This is a genomic window from Celeribacter halophilus (assembly GCF_900114135.1).
Lineage (GTDB): Bacteria > Pseudomonadota > Alphaproteobacteria > Rhodobacterales > Rhodobacteraceae > Celeribacter > Celeribacter halophilus.
Map to the genome: position 1 here is coordinate 23,082 of NZ_FORY01000020.1, position 17,925 is coordinate 41,006.

At 55.9% G+C, this 17,925-nt stretch carries 14 protein-coding genes; 5 read left to right on the forward strand and 9 right to left on the reverse strand.

The window, feature by feature from the left end:
• Window positions 1-110: 110 nt before the first annotated feature.
• A complete protein-coding gene (locus BM152_RS15835) occupies window positions 111-1,115 on the forward strand; it encodes a hypothetical protein (protein ID WP_066608293.1) in 1,005 nt (334 codons plus the stop codon).
• 237 nt (window positions 1,116-1,352) lie between these two features.
• On the opposite strand, the gene BM152_RS15840 is transcribed toward BM152_RS15835, so the two are convergent.
• From BM152_RS15840 to cysD, 3 genes are all read right to left on the reverse strand, one after another.
• Window positions 1,353-1,676: a hypothetical protein gene (locus tag BM152_RS15840; RefSeq protein ID WP_066608295.1), complete on the reverse strand. Its 324-nt coding sequence runs from the start codon at window positions 1,674-1,676 to the stop codon at window positions 1,353-1,355.
• Window positions 1,677-2,048: 372 nt separating this feature from the next.
• Window positions 2,049-3,956, reverse strand: a complete 1,908-nt coding sequence (gene cysN / locus BM152_RS15845; RefSeq protein WP_066608297.1) for a sulfate adenylyltransferase subunit CysN — start codon at window positions 3,954-3,956, stop codon at window positions 2,049-2,051.
• A gap of 60 nt (window positions 3,957-4,016) precedes the next feature.
• Window positions 4,017-4,919: a sulfate adenylyltransferase subunit CysD gene (cysD, locus tag BM152_RS15850; protein WP_066608300.1), complete on the reverse strand. Its 903-nt coding sequence runs from the start codon at window positions 4,917-4,919 to the stop codon at window positions 4,017-4,019.
• A gap of 102 nt (window positions 4,920-5,021) precedes the next feature.
• Between cysD and BM152_RS15855 the strand changes: the two genes are divergently transcribed.
• Complete coding sequence (locus tag BM152_RS15855) at window positions 5,022-6,059, forward strand: helix-turn-helix transcriptional regulator (protein WP_066608302.1); 1,038 nt, start codon at window positions 5,022-5,024, stop codon at window positions 6,057-6,059.
• 236 nt (window positions 6,060-6,295) lie between these two features.
• Here the strand turns inward: BM152_RS15855 and BM152_RS15860 are convergent, their stop codons facing one another.
• From BM152_RS15860 to BM152_RS15880, 5 genes are read right to left on the reverse strand one after another with little or no spacing between them, the layout of a single operon-like run.
• Window positions 6,296-7,300 carry a TRAP transporter substrate-binding protein gene (locus tag BM152_RS15860; protein WP_231730584.1) on the reverse strand — a complete coding sequence of 335 codons (1,005 nt, stop codon included), beginning with the start codon at window positions 7,298-7,300 and terminating at the stop codon, window positions 6,296-6,298.
• A 21-nt stretch (window positions 7,301-7,321) separates the two neighbouring features.
• Entirely contained in the window at window positions 7,322-8,614 is a 1,293-nt protein-coding gene (locus BM152_RS15865; protein ID WP_066608308.1) for a TRAP transporter large permease, read from the reverse strand.
• A 4-nt stretch (window positions 8,615-8,618) separates the two neighbouring features.
• On the reverse strand, window positions 8,619-9,116 hold the full coding sequence (locus BM152_RS15870) for a TRAP transporter small permease (RefSeq protein WP_231730585.1): 498 nt from the start codon (window positions 9,114-9,116) through the stop codon (window positions 8,619-8,621).
• Window positions 9,109-10,533: a mannitol dehydrogenase family protein gene (locus tag BM152_RS15875; RefSeq protein WP_082715461.1), complete on the reverse strand. Its 1,425-nt coding sequence runs from the start codon at window positions 10,531-10,533 to the stop codon at window positions 9,109-9,111. The genes BM152_RS15870 and BM152_RS15875 overlap by 8 nt, the downstream gene beginning before the upstream one ends.
• Complete coding sequence (locus tag BM152_RS15880; protein WP_066608314.1) at window positions 10,533-11,549, reverse strand: L-idonate 5-dehydrogenase; 1,017 nt, start codon at window positions 11,547-11,549, stop codon at window positions 10,533-10,535. The genes BM152_RS15875 and BM152_RS15880 overlap by 1 nt, the downstream gene beginning before the upstream one ends.
• Before the next feature lie 151 nt (window positions 11,550-11,700).
• Between BM152_RS15880 and BM152_RS15885 the strand changes: the two genes are divergently transcribed.
• The 3 genes from BM152_RS15885 to BM152_RS15900 all read left to right on the forward strand — a co-directional run bounded on the left by BM152_RS15885 (window position 11,701) and on the right by BM152_RS15900 (window position 17,363).
• Window positions 11,701-12,549, forward strand: coding sequence for a MurR/RpiR family transcriptional regulator (locus BM152_RS15885; RefSeq protein ID WP_066608317.1), 849 nt, complete (start codon window positions 11,701-11,703; stop codon window positions 12,547-12,549).
• A 21-nt stretch (window positions 12,550-12,570) separates the two neighbouring features.
• A complete protein-coding gene (locus BM152_RS15890; RefSeq protein ID WP_066608319.1) occupies window positions 12,571-14,484 on the forward strand; it encodes a bifunctional 5-dehydro-2-deoxygluconokinase/5-dehydro-2-deoxyphosphogluconate aldolase in 1,914 nt (637 codons plus the stop codon).
• A 1,265-nt stretch (window positions 14,485-15,749) separates the two neighbouring features.
• A complete protein-coding gene (locus BM152_RS15900; RefSeq protein WP_231730586.1) occupies window positions 15,750-17,363 on the forward strand; it encodes a Fic family protein in 1,614 nt (537 codons plus the stop codon).
• 136 nt (window positions 17,364-17,499) lie between these two features.
• On the opposite strand, the gene BM152_RS15905 is transcribed toward BM152_RS15900, so the two are convergent.
• On the reverse strand, window positions 17,500-17,925 hold a 426-nt coding region (locus BM152_RS15905), incomplete at its 5' end, for a sensor histidine kinase (RefSeq protein ID WP_211435253.1).

A 17,925-nucleotide genomic window follows, 5' to 3' on the forward strand; every position in this document is an offset into this window, starting at 1 on the left:
GGGTCTCACATGGGCCGGTATGTGTCAAGTTTTCGGCAGTGGCCTCTCAGGCAGATTATGATAGGCTCAGGGGCGTAGTGTCAGGTCAAAAAGAGCAGGTATTCGGCAAAATGGACAGGTTACCCGAGATTGCGTCCTTGTGGATTGGTGGCAAGTTGAGCTGGCTCGAACAGCTTTGCTTGAAGAGTTTTGCCGATCAGGGGCATCACATCACGCTCTATTCCTATGAGCCGATCCCGAATGTGCCGCCGGGGGTTCACATCGCCAATGCCGCTGATATCTACCCTGCCGAGCCGATGCTGCGTCACGCGCGCACGGGCAGCCCCGCGATTCATGCGGATATGTGGCGGCTCAATCTGCTCAAGAAGACCGACAAGATCTGGGTCGATGCGGATATGTATTGCTACCGGTCCTTTGATTACAGCTCTCCCTATGTCTTTGGTTGGGAAAAGCCGGGGCTGGTATGTAACGCGGTTCTGGGTCTACCATCGGACAGCAAGACGCTTCATGGGTTGCTGGAGTTTTTCGAGGACGAATATGCCATCGCACCGTGGCTCAAACCCGAGCAGATTGCCGAGCTGGAGGCCGAGCGCGATGCTGGCACGCCGGTCCATATGACGGAGCAGACCTGGGGGTTCACAGGACCGTCCTCTGTCACGCATTTTCTCATCGAGACCGGAGAGATCGAACATGCCCAACCTGAAGCGGCCTTCTATCCGGTAAATTTCAAAGAGCGGAACCATCTCATTTTGAGCCGATTCAAGCCCGAAGAGCGGTTCACCGAAGACACTCGCGGGGTGCATTTCTGGGCACGCCGGATGAAGCCGCGTCTGGAGGAAAAAGAAAACAACACGCCGCGCCGCGGGTCTTTTATGGACGGGTTGATCAAAAAACACGCCATTGATCCCGCCGCAGCTCCTATTCCGGCCAAGAAGCCCAACGCCAATGCCAAAGCCCCCGTCACGGATCCAGCCTTTCAGGCCAAAATCGGCTTGGAAGCTCTTAAGGGCGAGGTGTCGATGGACAAGATTTGTCGGGACTTTCTTGTGGACAAGAAATTCGTCAAAGAATGCCGCGCGACCATCGAAGAGAAGGCTGTGACCCTGTTTGAGTAATCAAGACTACAAATCGGGTCATGGCAACGTGGCAGTCTTTGGAAAATCATAAAAAAAGGGCCGAACCTTGCTCAAAGAGCTTCCGTATGGGACTGTAATTGGCACTTCAGAAGCCCGTTGAGGATATAATCGCGGCGGGCGATCATGGGACAGATCGAGCCCGCCGCTTACGACAAACCAAGCGCGATGGGGGGGGATGGTCCCGCGGCCTGTCGTATTCCTATTTGGTTTTTGGACTTATGGACCGGAGGGCGGGGGTGTGTCATCGTCGCTGATGCCGACTGTACTCGTCGTCGTGTAGAAATCAGGTGGGTCCAGTTCTGATGCGATTAGGGCAGCTATGATATCTGCCGTGGTGAACGCTGGTTGTTTAACCGTATCATCAAAGCCCGATAAAATTTCAATCCTTTTTGCATCCTGATTTTGACGACGGTTCACTTCTTCAATGGTGATTGCACAAAATGGTCCGGTGTCACTGTCTTCGGTCAAGGGCGCCGCATTGGTCGCAAAGCTGCAGACGAGGGCCAATGTGGCGGAGAGGGGGAGTGTTTGCGCGGTCATTAGCGTCTCTCGGTGTGCATTCAGTTGCGATGCAGCCGGTATGCACTCTCTATGCGCAGTGAAATTGCAGGAAATTCGCAGAGTTGATGCAGAGTGCAAAAAAATCCGTTTTGTTTTCTAGAGGTCACAGAATTGAGGCCTAAACCGGGAAGGCTGTCCTTCTGCGATCAGGTCTCATATGGCTTGTGATGTTGTTGAAAAAGTTCGGTCTAAATGGCGCGTGTGGTGGTGTGTTTGCCTCTTATCCAGTGAGCTTTCACCGGATCTTCAAGAAGCAGGCTTCATAGGGCCACCGAAATAAATTTCAGACGTAGATCATAACTGCAAAGGAGACCCCGCCCGAAATATATCGGACGGGGACAGTTTAGTGTCTTACGGGATCAGCCGGTCGATGATCGCATCGGCGGCTTCTTCCGGTGTCATTTTGGTCGTGTCGATCCGCAAGTCCGGTGCCTCGGGATATTCATAGGGGCTGTCGATGCCGGTGAAGTTCTTCAACTCACCCGAGCGCGCTTTCGCATAGAGCCCTTTTACATCGCGGCTTTCGGCCACTTCCAGTGGTGTATCCACGAAGATTTCAAGGAACTCGCCCGGCTGCATCATGGAGCGCACCATGTTGCGTTCGGAGCGGAAGGGCGAGATGAAAGCGGTGATCACGATCAGGCCCGCATCGGTCATCAGACGCGCCACTTCACCGACGCGGCGGATGTTTTCCACACGGTCGGCCTCCGTGAAGCCCAGATCCTTGTTCAACCCGTGACGCACGTTATCCCCGTCCAGAAGGAAGGTGTGGCGGTTCATCCGGGCCAGCTTTTTCTCGACGATATTGGCGATGGTCGACTTCCCCGAGCCGGACAGACCTGTGAGCCAGAGCACGGCAGGTTTCTGGTGCTTCATCGAAGCGTGGTGCTCGCGGCTGATATCTGTGGCCTGCCAGTGAATGTTCTGCGCCCGCCGCAGGGCGAAGTGAACCATCCCTGCGGCCACGGTCTGGTTGGTGATCTTGTCGATCAGGATGAAGCCGCCGAGATCGCGGGAGTCCTCATAGGAGGCGAAGGGGATTTCGCGGTCGGTGGTGATATTCGCTACGCCGATGGCATTCAGGTCCAGCGTTTTCGAGGCCAGATGTTCCTGCGTGTTGACGTTCACCTCATATTTCGGCTCATGCACGGTCGCCGACACGGTCTGGGTGCCGATTTTCATCCAATATGCACGACCAGGTAGCAAGGCGTGCTCGTCCATCCAGACCAGTGTGCTTTCGAACTGGTCGGCCACTTCCAGCGGCGATTGGGCCGCGACAATGACCTGTCCACGAGAACAGTCGATCTCGTCGGTGAGCGTGAGTGTGACGGATTCACCGGCAACGGCCAGATCCTGGTCACCATCAAAGGTCACGATACGCGCAATCTTGGAGGTCTTGCCTGAGGGCAGAACCCGCACCTCGTCACCCGGCTTGACTGTGCCTGACGCGATGAGACCGGAGAAGCCGCGGAAATCGAGGTTCGGACGGTTGACCCATTGAACCGGCATGCGGAAGGGCTCGGCCTGTTCCAGAGCATCTTCGACCTCGACGGTTTCGAGCAGCGGCAAAAGCGCAGTGCCCTCATACCAAGGGGTGTTGTCACTCGGGCCGGTGATGTTGTCGCCCTTGAAGCCGGAAATCGGGATCGCGGTGAACTCTTCGATGCCGATGCTGTCGGCAAACTCGCGGTAATCGGCGACGATCTTGTCGAACTCGGCCTGATTATAGTCGACGAGGTCCATCTTGTTGACGGCAAGAACGACATGGCGAATGCCGAGAAGCTTGACGATATAGCTGTGGCGGCGGGTCTGGGTCAGGATGCCTTTGCGGGCATCGATCAGGATCACGGCTAGATCGGCGGTCGAGGCACCTGTCACCATATTGCGGGTATATTGTTCGTGACCCGGTGTGTCGGCAACGATGAATTTGCGCTTTTCAGTGGCAAAGAAACGATAGGCCACATCGATTGTGATGCCTTGCTCGCGCTCGGCGGCCAGACCGTCCACCAGAAGGGCAAAGTCGATTTCTTCGCCTTGTGTGCCGGAGCGTTTGCTGTCGGCTTCAAGGGCGGCGAGCTGATCCTCAAAGATCATCTTTGAATCGTAGAGCAGCCGCCCGATCAGCGTGGATTTGCCGTCATCGACGGAGCCACAGGTGATAAAGCGCAGCATGGTCTTGTGCTGATGGGTTTCGAGATATGCGTCGATATTCTCGGCGATCAACGCGTCGGTTTTGTAGATAGGATCCGGGGTCGTCATGGGAATAGGTACCTGAACTGAAAGGGGCGATAGGAGGCGATCCGGGCGCGCGAGGCGTCCTCAGAAATAGCCTTCCTGCTTTTTCTTCTCCATCGAGGCCGCTTGGTCGTGGTCAATCGCACGGCCCTGACGCTCGGATGTGGTGGTCAGGAGCATTTCCTGAATGACTTCGGGCAGGGTCTTGGCCTCGCTCTCCACCGCGCCGGTCAGCGGGTAGCAGCCCAGCGTCCGGAACCGCACGGAGCGCATCACCGGCTCTTCGCCGTTCAGCGGGAAACGGTCATCATCCACCATCAGGATCAACCCGTCACGCTCAACGGTCGGGCGCGGTGCGGAGAAATAGAGCGGAACGATCTCGATGCCTTCGAGATGGATGTATTGCCAGATGTCCAGCTCGGTCCAGTTGGAGATCGGGAAGACCCGCATGCTCTCGCCCTTGGACTTGCGCGCATTGTAGAGATGCCAGAGCTCGGGGCGCTGGTTCTTCGGGTCCCAGCGGTGATTGGCGGAGCGGAAGGAGAATACGCGCTCTTTGGCGCGGGCTTTTTCCTCGTCACGGCGGGCACCACCGAAAGCGGCGTCAAACCCGTATTTGTCGAGCGCCTGTTTCAGACCTTCGGTCTTCCACATATCTGTGTGTAGGGAGCCGTGATCGAACGGGTTGATGCCGCGTTCCACCGCTTCGGGGTTCTGATAGACCAGAAGCTCCATGCCGGCTTCCTTGGCAGCCTTGTCGCGCAGCTTGTACATGTCCTGAAACTTCCAGGTCGTGTCCACATGCAGCAACGGGAAGGGCGGTGGAGCCGGATAAAAGGCCTTTTTCGCCAGATGGAGCATAACGGCACTGTCTTTGCCGACGCTGTAGAGCATGACGGGGTTTTCCGCTTCCGCGACAACCTCGCGCATGATGTGGATGCTTTCGGCTTCCAGATGCTGGAGATGGGTAAGGGTTTTGCTGGCCATCAGGCGTTCTCTGACTCTTCTGAATTGAATATTCCGACCATTTAATCTTATCTGGGCGTCGAATAACCTCCCATATGGGAGCATTTGATCTGTGGAGCGGATATGCCGAGTGAAACCGAACTTCTAACGGCCCTGTTTGCCGCGGCTATGGGCGGGGCTTTGGCTCCACGTTCTATGACGGCGCCTGCGGATAAAGTTGCGACATGGGAAGATTTCCTGTCAGTGCTCTTAGAGATGACTCATGCTGACACCGCCCAGATGCAACTGGTCGAGAATGGGCGCCCTCTGCAGTTCTGGCAGGTGGGAGAAGGCAGGGATGGTCTGAACATGGCCGAGAGCGGCCAGATGCGCACAAGCCGGGTCTACTCCCGCTCCGATCTGCCAGCGGGGCTTAGTCCAGCGAGCGAGGCCTGTCCGTTGCGGGCGGTGCGCTGGCGGTTCGGGGCGGATGCGTGGGGCGTGATCACACTCAGACGCCGCAGCGAGGATTTCCGCGCAATCGACGGGCAGCATATGTCCAACCTTCTGCCCTATCTCGCGCCTGCGGTGCAGGGCTGGCAAAAGCGTGCGCGAGAACGCTGGCGCGCTGCGTTAGAACATCAGATTTGTGCCGGTTTTGGATCTAGTTGGGTTTTGTTTTCACCCTCAGGGCAGGTCGTTGATATGGCGGCGGGACTGGGCGAGCGACTGGAGGCCGTGGCCGGTATCCGCCTGAGTGCCGAAGGGCGGTTTGTGCTGGCAGAGGAAAACGCACGGGCTCTGCGGGAGGCGGTCAGCGAGCTTGCGCGCGACCCGATCCGCACACCTGTCCTGTGGCTCTCCAGTACCCCGCCGGTGCAGATGATGCTCTCTGTCGAAAACGGAGACCTGCTGGGCCGCGTCCGCCATGAGATGAATGCCCGCACCCTTCCGCTGCCACAGGTCATGGCGGCGTTTAACCTGAACCGCAGCGAAGCACGACTGGCCGTAGCGCTTTGCGATGGTCTGAGCCTGTCGGAGGCGGGGGAGACGCTGGGCTGGACCCTGGAAAGCACCCGGACCACCTCCAAGCGGCTGTTTGCTCGCATGGGTGTGAGTGGTCAGCCCGGTGTCATTCGCGCGATGTACCAGAGCGTAGTTTGGCTAGGTGGGATAGGTTGACGCGTGGCGGCTGCGCTTCTTTTTGCAGATATCCGCGAGAGTGTGGGATAGTCTTGTTGGGGGAACAGTCTCAACTTGCATGTTTCCGGCGGTAGCCGGAAGTAAGTTGCCAAGCAGGCCCAGCCACATAGCTGGACCCGCCTATCTTGTTTGGTTGATGCATATGTCTCAGCCTTTGAGACATTGATGCGTTTTAAGGTCCTCAGGCTTTTTGTTGCCTTTTACTTGGCAGAAATTTACTTGGCAGCAATCGCGTCGTTCATAATTTGAGTTGCTTCCTCCAGCCATTCAGCCCCACCAATGTCAGGTGCAAACTGGGGCCAAAGGGCCTTTGCTGCACTCTGCCATTTTTCCTCGTCTACCGGCGCACCGGTCAGGACCATGCCCAGTTCCACGAGTTCTTTTTTGGCCGCTTCAGTCTCTTCTGCAGACACAGCGCGCTCATAATCAGCAGCTTCGCGTCCAGCCTTATCAAGCGCTTCTTGGAGATCTTCCGGCAGCCCCTGATAGAAGCGCTCAGACACGATGATCGGACCCGACCAAATCAGATAGTGAACCTCGGTGATGTATTTCTGCACTTCGTAAAACTTGGAAGAGATCGCCGTGGTGTAGGGGTTTTCCTGTCCATCAATAACGCCTTGTTGCAGCGCAGGGAAAACTTCAGACCATGCCATCGGAATTGGGTCCAGCCCCCAAGACTTGAAGGTTTCAATGGCAATGTTGTTCTTGGATACCCGAATTTTCAGCCCTTGCAGATCTTCAAGGGAGTTCACTTCACGCTCGCCATTGGTCAGAACACGGAAGCCTTTCTCGAAAAAACCGAGCGCACGTACGCCGGCTTCTTTGGGCAAGCGTTCGTTGAGCGGTCCGGTCAGGGCGTCCATGGCCGCATGGGCCTCTTCATTGGACGTGAACGCATATGGCAGCATCATCACCCCTACGGAAGGAGCCAGCGGCACGAGGTTTCCTGTGTAGAGGATTTCTGACTCGATTGACCCCATCCGGAGCGCTTGGGCCACTTCCTGTTCCGAACCAAGCTGGTTGGACGGGAAAATTTGAACGTCGATACGGCCATCCGAGTATTTCTCGACGAGTTCTTCGAACTTTAAAGCCCCTTTGTGGGTGGGGTTGTTCTCATTGTCGCCATGGCTCAGACGCATGGTGTAATCGGCGGCTGCCATAGGCAGCGCAACCGACACCGCCAAAGCGGCCGTTGCAAGAGTTTTCATAAGTTGTTTCACGTTGGTCTCCTCCTCTAAAAATCAGTTTGTGAAGCCCAGCAAACGGGGCAGCCACATTGTCAGCTGGGGAACAAAAGCCACCAGAACCATTACGGTGATTTCAGCCAGCAAGAATGGAATTGATGCTTTTGAGACTTTCTCAACCGTCGTCTTTCCTATCTCGGAAGCAACGAACAGGTTCACACCCAGAGGGGGCGTTGAATAGCCGATCTCGCAAGCAATGACGAAAATGATGCCAAACTGGATCGGATCAATCCCGACATTGGCAACTACTGGCAGAAGCAAAGGCGTCAAGATGATGATCTGTGTCAGGGTTTCCATCCACATGCCGATGAAAACGAGCATGATCAGAACCAGCACAATCAGCATGATCGGGTCAGAAACCGAGTCGATCAGGAAGCCTGAGACGAGCTGCGGGACCTGAAACATCGACAGCATACGACCAATAATCCGTCCAGTGACCAAGACCAGCATGACGGTGCCGGTGATGCGCACTGCATAGATGACAGAGTCAATAAACAACGGGATTCGTATCTCACGATAGATAAAAACCCCGACAAAAAGCGCATAGAGAACTGCGACCACAGAGGCCTCGGTGACTGTGAATATCCCCGTATAGATCCCGCCGAGGATCAGAACCGGAGCGGCCAGAGCCCATTTGGCTTCCCATGCTTTTTGCCTGATATCTTTCAGATTACGGCTTCCGACCCCGCCTGAGCTATAGCCACGCTTGACCGAGATGAAACGGCTGGTGAGCCAAAGAGCAACAGCCAGAAGCAGTCCCGGCACCACGCCGGCAACAAACAAGGCGCTGATCGAGGTTTCCGACGTAATCCCGTAGATAATCATCGGGATCGAAGGCGGGATGACGACGCCAATGCCTCCGGCCGAGGACGTAATCGCGGCGCTGAAACCCTTGTCATAGCCGTCTTTGACCATAGACGGGATCATAATGGAGCCAATCGCTGCCGTGGTCGCCGGACCAGAGCCCGAGATCGCTGCAAAGAATGTGCAGGCAACAATCGTCACAGTTGCCAGGCCCCCGGGCGCGGGGCCGACGATTGCGCGAGAAAAGCCGATTAACCTCTGGGTCAGGCCGCCCTTCTCCATCAGCGTCCCTGCCAGAATGAACATAGGCACAGCGATGATGGTGAATTCGTCTACTGCTGAATATGCAGTTTGGACGAGGTAGGACATGGGCATGTTTGCCGAGGTCATAGCCAGAACAGCCGCCAGACCAATCGAAATGCCGACAGGCACGCCGATCAGGAGCATGACAACAAAGGACAGCGCCATCAAAAGTGTCGGATCCATGGACTTATTCCCCCATCCGTGCGTCTGCGGGGCCTTGGCCCGTGCGCCAGCGCTTTATCATCACCTGTAGGATACGCACCGACATGAAGGTAAACCCGATCGGGACAATCATCTGGACCCAGACAAGATTGATGCCTGTGGTTTGAGAAATGTACGGGAATTCAAACATCGACATGGTGAACCAGTAGCCATGCCAGATCACGACGGCGTTGAAGACCAGCCAGATCAGGTCAGCGAGAGTGAGCATGACCAAGCGTGCTTTGGGCGGCAAAAGCTCGAGATGCAGGGAGACGCGGATATGGCGGTCAGCTTCGGCGGCAATGACAAAGCCGAAATACACAGACCAGACGAAGGCGAAGCGGCTGACCTCTTCAAGCCAGCTATATGACCGCCCCATTCCGAAGCGCGCAACGACCTGAAATCCTAGCAGCGCTACTACAATGGTCATGAGGATGGCCCCAAGCCACTCTTCCGGTGTGCGACCTCCCAAATACTTACGCATTCAACCTCTCCCTTGAGAATTCTTCGATAGCTGCACGCCGCTGTTTTGCGGTTGCGTGAGAGAAAAGACCGATCCATTTGGCCGTATTGGCGACGAATGTCTCATTCTCTCGCAGCTGTGCTGGCCAAAGCGGCATGTTCAGCAGCCCCAGTGCAAGCTCGTCGGCATTATTGCTACGCGCCCGGAGGGCCACCAATTCATCTCCCAGTGGATCGGAAGTCACGACCTCTGCATGATCAGGGCAGCGATCCCCGCCTTGAAGCGCCCAGCTTGCCAGAACCATGGCTTGCGCTTCTGCGGAGCGGCCTGACACAAGCAAATCAGCCGCCGGTGCGGCAATGCGCTGTGGCAATTTGAAACTTGCATCGCTGGCGATCTGGTTGAGTGGGTGATGAATTGTGGGGTTTTGTAACCGTTTGAGGCTTACATGCCCGTACGTCTCCAAATTCTCGCCATCAGGGCAAATGAGCGTCAATGCCTGATCTTGCAAAAATACAGAGGCCCAAAGCGCGAGCGTTGGATCAGTAGAAGCACCATATGAGCTGTCGTGCCCGCACAAACGGCCCAGTTCTGCATAGGCGGATTGTAAGCCGTTCAAAAGGCGATGCTTCATATGTTCGTATGGCGCGAGGTCTTCAACGATCTGCACACCTGCCATTTCAAGTTCGGGGCGCGGCCCTGCAAACCGGTTTTCAATGACCCACTGGCGAAATGGCTCCGCCACCACCCCGATTGAATCCGGCCGTCCACAGGCTGCCTCAAGGCGTGCACGGGCGTCATCAGACATCGCCGGCACGATCCGGTCCACCATTGAGGTGGGAAAGGCGACATTATCTTCAAGCCACACAATCAGATCCGGAAATGCGCGTTCCACATAGTCCCGCAAAACCGACCCGAGCAACACACCATTATCGGCAACATTATCGCAGCTGGCTAAAGTGATCGGACCACCTCTTGCTCTGCGCCGTTTCTCAAGCATCCATGCAAGATAGCCGATTGCGGTTTCCGGCGTTTCCGGCGCGGCCAGATCAGCTGCGACCTTCTCTATATCCAGAGTGGAACTGCCTGCATGATGGCAATAGCCCTTCTCGGTGATCGTGAGTGTGACAAAACTGATCTCGTTCCACTCCACATGAGCCGCGTTTGCACGATCATGCATTCGTAAAAGAGTGCCGATTTCCCGACAGGTCTGGTCTTCTCCATCTTCTGTCAGCAACGCGTAGGTGCCACCTTGCCGTTGATGGTCCGTCCGAAGATCGGGGGCTGTCAGGTTGATCCCAACGATACCCCAGTCTGCACCTTGCCGCGCAAGGTCATCATAATAGCTCTGTTGATGCGCACGGTGGAATGCACCGACACCGATGTGAGCTGCCCGCGCTCGAAGCGCATTGCGATCATATGACAGTCCATACATCATTAGAAATGAACCATGACTTTCAGCGTTTCAGTTTTGTCGAGCGCACGCGTAAACACCTCTTCCGGCTGTTCTAGAGACAAGTCGGCAGAGATCATTGGCCGTAAATCCACTTCTTCGGATACAATCTGGCGGACGGCTTCTTCGAATTCATCGATGAAACGATATGTGCCCACCAAACTGATTTCTCGCGTCAGGAGTTTGGCGAGCGCGACCGGCGACTTGGGGGGCAGAAAACCCACCTGAACCAGCACGCCGCGTGGTTTGATGGCAGAGATTGCCAAATTCAGCGCAGGCGCTGCCCCAGAGGCTTCAAAGACAACATCACAGACAGGCTTCTCGACCAGGTCAGCTAGGGTTTCGTCAAAAATGTCATCGGCACCGAGCTTCTTGGCGCGCGCCAGTGCCTGTGGAGAGATGTCGCTCATAAAAATGCGTTCGGCACCGGCGGATCGCGCGGCAGTTGCGCACATCTGACCGATTACCCCGGCCCCGGTCACAAGAACTGTGGCGCCACGGAGGTCCCCGGCCATCTTCGCTGCGTGCAATGCGACAGCATAGGGCTCAGCCATTGCGACATGCCGCAAATCAGCATCCGCGGGTAGTTTAATGCACTGACGCGCCTCTACGACCAGTTCGCTCGAAAAACCGCCATCGCAGTGGGGAAAGCGTGCCGCACTCCCCATGAACGAGACATCGGTACATAGGTTTGACAGGCCCCGCTCACAATAATCACAGCGCTGACACGGAAGAGCCGGATTCACGGCAACCTTGTCGCCGGGAGCCAGTCCTTCGACCCCCTCTCCGAGCATCGCAACAGTCGCGGAAAACTCATGCCCTAGGACCATGGGAGAACGCAGCACGGAATCGCCGACACGACCATGTTGGAAGTAATGCAAATCCGATCCGCACACGCCGCCAAATGCAAAGTTCAGCTTGACCTGCCCGGCTTGCGGCACAGGGCTTGGCGCATTTTCACTGACGACACGGCCCGCGCCGTGAATCACACATCGTTTCACAATTTCCTCCCTAAGCGCTCGTAGTTTGCGCTTGATATCGATTATTTTAGAACATAACGTTTATTGTATAGTCAACATGAAATATTTATTCTAAAAATAAGAAAGGCTCCATGTATGCGTTTAATCATACCGAGGAGAAGGAGGTTAAAGAATGCAGATGAAGTATGACGACAGCAGTGATGAAGCATTCGAAGCCCTGCGTGAGCAAATTGCAGAGGACTATGAAGGGCTAAGCAAACGGCTTAAGCTGATCGCCGACTTCTCATTGCAGGACCCATCAGCCATTGCGTTGAATACGGCTGCCAGTTTGGGCGAAGAAATCGGTGTCGCCCCCTCGGCTCTCGTGCGCTTTGCAAAGCATTTCGGGTTTTCCGGTTTCTCGGAGATGCAGGCGATCTTTCGAGACCACCTGCAGGTGAGCTCAACCTCCTACAAAGAACGCATCCACGCCTTGGCCGAAAGCGGCGCCACACGCGATACTGGCGAGATGACGGATCGTTTCATTGAGGCGGGAATTGCCTCTTTGAGAGATCTTCAACACTCTATCTCACCTGAGCATATTGAAACGGCCGCCAAGCTTATGGCCGATGCCCGCATTGTCCATATCCTCGCCCAAAAGCGTACATTTACGGCCGCAACATATCTTGCCTATAACCTATCCCGCCTCGACGTACCGGCCAATCTGCTGGATGGTCTTGGGGGCACGCTCGAGCAGCAAATGGTCACTGTATCACCCGAAGATACTGTTGTTGCGATTTCATTTAATCCAAGTGCGGGCGAAACGGTAGAAGCGTTCGAACGCGCGCGCGATATTGGCGCACGTACCATCGTGATTACGGATCTGGCGCGCGCTCCCTTCATTCACGCCGACAGCTGGTTTCAGATTTCAGAAGCCAGTGTTGATGGCTTCCGCTCACTCAACGCGACCATTTCTCTTGCGCTCATCCTGGCCATTCGTGCCGGGACGATGTGCGCGGAAATGAACACCGAAAACTCCTGATAAAGAAGACCAAGGAATCTCATGTCCAATCAGCCCACACCGCAATACGATATTATTACTATTGGTCGGACCTGCGCGGACCTCTATGCCGACCAGGTTGGTTGTCGTATGGAAGATGCGCGTAGCTTTTCCAAATATGTTGGTGGTTGTCCCACAAACATTGCCGTTGGCGGCGCACGACTAGGCCTAAAAACCGCTCTTTTGAGCCGGGTTGGTGACGATCAGATCGGTCGTTTTGTTCGGGAAACACTCGAAGCCGAAGGCGTTGAAACCTGTGGCCTGAAGACCGACCCTGAGCGGCTCACCGCAATGGCTTTTCTCGGCCTTGAAGATGATAAAAACTTCCCACTGCTTTTTGTTCGCAATGACTGCGCTGATGCGGCTCTGAGCGAAGAAGATATTGACCCTGACTTTATCCGCTCTGCTGCTGCGATTGTTGTGACGGGTACTCATTTCTCGAAGCCGCACTTGGAAGCCGCCTCCTTCAAGGCAATGGAGATTGCCCGCGCCGCAGGTCGCAAGATCATCTTCGATATCGACTATCGCCCCAACCTTTGGGGGCTGCTGGGCGCAGGGGAAGGTGATGTGCGTTTTGTGGCGAACCCTGAGGTTACGGCACGAGTCCAGCGCATTTTACCGAACTGTGATCTTGTCGTAGGTACCGACGAAGAAGTGCACATCGCTGGTGGTTCAACGGATACGCGAGAAGCTCTGCTCAATATCCGTAAAGTAACAGACGCCATGATCGTGCTGAAGACCGGCCCGAAAGGCTGTCTTGTTTTCCCGGCGGACATTCCGGGAGATCTTGAACAAGGTATTTCCTCTCGAGGTTTTCCCGTCGAGGTGTTCAACGTCCTTGGCGCGGGAGATGGCTTTCTAGCTGGCTTTTTACGTGGCTATGTTCGCGACTTGCCGCTCGAAGAATGCTGCCGCATCGCCAATGCATGTGGTGCTTTTGCTGTGTCACGGCATGGCTGTGCCCCTGCTTATCCCACATGGGAGGAATTGCAATTTTTCCTAAAACGAGGCGTTATCAATCCGCGCTTGCGTGAGGATGCTGAGCTTGAGCATGTCCATTGGGCGTCAACGCGCCGCGGCACATGGGATAATATTTGTGCCTTTGCAATCGACCATCGCTCCCAACTGGAAGATATGGCTGCCCAATGCGGTGCAGCACCTGAGCGGATCATGCAATTCAAAGATCTTGCGGTCGATGCCATGCTGGAAGCGCGCCGTCCGGATATCCAGCTCGGCACGCTTCTTGATAGCACATACGGAAGGCAGGCCCTTTTTCGCGTGGAGAAGGAAGGCCTCTGGATCGGCAGGCCGGTCGAGAAACCCGGCTCCCGTCCTCTAACATTTGAGGGTGCAGCATCTTTGGGAGCTGAAGTCGCGTCGTGGCCCACTGACCACGTCATCAAATGCCTTGTGTTTTATAATCCTGATGATCCCGAAGAACTCCGTCGAACACAGATTGACCAGCTGCACCGTCTAGCCTCGGCGGCCAGAAAAACGGGCCACGAATATCTGATTGAGATCATTAGCACTCCGGAAGGCAGCAATCACCCGTCCGCCACAGCCGAAGCCATGCAACAGATCTATGCAGAGGGCATTCGCCCTGATTGGTGGAAACTGTCCGATCAAACAGAAGCTGGATGGGGCGCTGTCGGAGACGTCATAGAGCAAAATGATAAGTGGTGTCGGGGGGTTCTTCTTCTTGGGCTGGACGCGTCTGCTGAAAGCTTGGCTGCAAGCATTGCTCGGGCCGCCGCTTCACCTCATGTACGAGGTTTCGCCGTTGGGCGTACGATTTTTGCTTCAACTGCCAAAGCATGGCTGTCAGGCGACATTGGCGACATTGAAGCTCGCACTGAAATGAAGCGCGCTTTTTCTGATCTCATCGATATCTGGATAACTGCGCGCAAGCTTAATTAACCACGGGCTTTCGGTATTAAGCCAAAGCGCAGTTGTGGCATCTTCCCTGAGATAATCTCCGGGGAAGATGCTCGTTCAGATGGTTGACTTTGAAAACGAAAGCGGACGGTGTTAATCGCCTATAATCGCATACTTTGCAGGCAATTTTATCGCCCGACACAACCTATAATTGCATTCGGCGTATAATGTATTGCTAAGAGTATAAGCATAATAGAAGTTCTTGGCGGAGGCTGATAAAGCTTCATTATCACTTAACATTTCTGGGTTTGGGGGAATGTTTTTATGTATCGTCTGTTATGTTTTTTCGGACTGCATAAATGGCGCGATAGTCACCGTATGCCCGAGCGGGTTTGCACGAGATGCGGTAGACGGGAGCGTTCTTTATAACGCGCCAAGCAGTTCCAGTGTATTAACGATTTTATATCAAAAAAAGTAAAAAGCCCGGCTATATGGCCGGGCTTTCTCTCGTTAGCGACTTGAAGCGGCGAACTTTCTGGGGGGCTCGGCAACGAGCTATTGTCAAACCGTTTTTTTAACATCTTCCCCCACCTGAAGGAGGGGGATTCTCCGGGATCGGGGGACCCTTTCGAGTTGACGCTTCAGCCGGGCGCTACTGCAAGAACCGTCCACGTCCAGCAACGGTGTGTTCCACCGCCGTTTAAAACAAAAGGGGAAGCGGCTTGGTTATCACCGTTTCACTCAAGCGAAAACCCAACGCATGTTGCAGCGTATCGCAACGCATTCCTCCCCGCCCTGAAGGATCGAGTATCCAGCGAGGTTGACGATGAACCTGATCTTTTATGATCATGTCCATTTTCCTGCTTCACCGTGGCCGGTTTCACGGCAGGATCAGCCCCGCCGCCAGAGCCTTCCACTCCACAAACTGACCGAGAGCGGAAGAGCCTCCGCTTTGGCGTGGCATGCCGAACAGGTCTTGCTCGAGGCAAAGAACCTGTCTGCGACAACAAGAGAGAGGTGGTCGCGTAAATTCGGACCATTGTTTAAGGTGGATAGCACTTTGTCTGCACAAGCTGCGGCCACTTTGAAAACGCCGACACCAATGCGGCAAAGGTGATCTTGCGTCGGAACACGGCGCCTATGCTCGTGGAGGAAGGCCATAGGGTCTCCGTGGAAGCGAGAACTATCGGTGAGGCAAAGAGCCAAACCGGAAATCTCCGGCCTTCAGGCCGGGGAAGATGTTAAGCCCCATCACCTCGCTGACCCGAGGGTGACAGCGCTCCGCCATCAATTTTCGCAAGACCCCATTGATTGCAATCGATATTCATGAGATATGCCAACTTGAGATCAATTATCGAAACCAAAAACTGATTTTCATGGATCACATGCAAATAAATCCATTTTCAGGCGCCGTAACCGTTTTTCACGAGCGCTGGCTTCCCGAGGAGGCCACACCTGCGGGCTATGCTGCGCTGATCGATGCCTATGCGCTCGCAACGCCCCTACCCCGGACACTTTCCGCCATCGGCCCGCGTCACAAGGTCTACGAGGCCGACGGCTGGCGTCTCTACACGCCCCGCCATGAACCCGAGGCGAGCCTTATCGGTCATCTGACCTTCGCGCTGCGCTATGAGGGGCTGGATCTGGCAGTTCTCAAGCGGCTGTTCAAGGCAACCGGCCCAGAGCCGATTCAGGCCATTGTCGAGGCCGCTCCGACGGGCAGTTACGCGCGCAGGATCTGGTTCCTCTACGAATGGCTCCTCGGCGAGGAATTGGATCTGCCCGACGCCACGCGCGGCAATTACGCGCCCGTGGTCGATGCCAAGCTCCAATGGGATGCAGAGGGCGCCCCCTCGCCGCGCCACCGGGTCCGTAACAACCTGCCCGGCACCCCGGATTTCTGCCCGATGATCTTCCGCACTCCGGCAATCGAAGCCTTCATCGCCCGCGATCTGGCAGCCGAGGCCCGCGCGGCGCTGGCCGAGGTGCCCGCCGATCTGCTGGCGCGTACTGCGGCCTTCCTGCTGCTCAAGGATTCGCGGTCGAGTTTCCAGATCGAAGGCGAGAACCCGCCCCAGGATCGCATCCGGCGCTGGGGCCAGATCATCGGCGAAGCCGGGCGGCATCCGATCGACCGGGCAGAACTCGAACGCCTGCAACGCATCGTCATCGGCGATGCCCGTTTCGTCCATCTGGGCCTGCGGCAGGAGGGTGGGTTCATTGGCGAGCATGACCGCGCGACCGGCGCCCCCCTGCCCGATCACGTCAGCGCCCGGCATGAAGACCTGCCTACGCTGATCGCCGGGCTCGAAGCCTTCGACCGCGATATCGCGCCGGGGCTCGACCCTGTTCTGGCCGCCGCCGGCCTCGCCTTCGGGTTCGTCTATATCCACCCGTTCGAGGATGGCAACGGGCGCCTGCATCGCTACCTGATCCACCACGTGCTTGCTGCACGCGGCTTCAATCCGCCCGGGCTGGTCTTTCCGGTGTCGGCGGTGATCCTCGAACGCATCGACGCCTATCGGCAGGTGCTCGAGAGCTATTCGCGTCGACTGCTGCCCCATGTCTGCTGGCACCCAACCGATCGTGGGAACGTCGAGGTGCTGAACGACACCGGCGATTTATATCGCTTCTTCGATGCCACGCCCCATGCCGAATTCCTCTTCGCCTGCGTGGCCCAGACAATCGACTATGACCTGCCAGCAGAGACGCGGTTCCTGCGTGCCTATGACGGGTTCAAGTCCCGCGTCTCGGGCCTGATCGACATGCCCGACCGCGTGCTCGACCTGCTGTTTCGCTTCCTGCACCAGAACGGTGGCAGGCTTTCCGGACGCGCCAGAGCGAAGGAGTTCGCCGCTCTAACCGACGAGGAGGCCGACCGGATCGAAGCCATCTATACGGAGTTGCAGGACGAGTTCTGAGGCGTTGCACCTCACCCGAACCGCTGCCCAGCCTCGGTGAACGTGTAGCCGTTGGCGATAATGGCCACGATGGCTGGCCTCGGCACGTAGTTCCTGATCTGGCGCGGGGGGCCCTCACCTGACAATTACAGACCTTTCACGTCGTGCCTGTTTTAAATTTCACAATGAAAGTCGTGCCCTCTCCCAAGGTGCTTTTGTAACTAATCGTCGCGTTATGCTGTGCTAGGATTTGGCGACAAATATGCATGCCAAGCCCTGTTCCACTCGCAGGGCGGGTGTCGGAACTGTCGACCTGTGTGAACAGGCCAAACACCTGATCCTCAGCGCCTTCAGGAATGCCTACGCCGTGGTCTGTGACGGAAATTTGCGGACCGCCTTCTGTATCGCTCAACTCGACTTCGACCTGCCCGCCGGGATTGGAAAACTTGAATGCATTCGACAGTAGGTTGGCCATGACGCGGTCAAGCTGTTTGCTATCCCCCTGTACAATACAGGCATGATCTGTCGACGTCGTGAACGTCAATCTGACATCTTTATCTGCGGCATAGCTTTGATAGCTGTT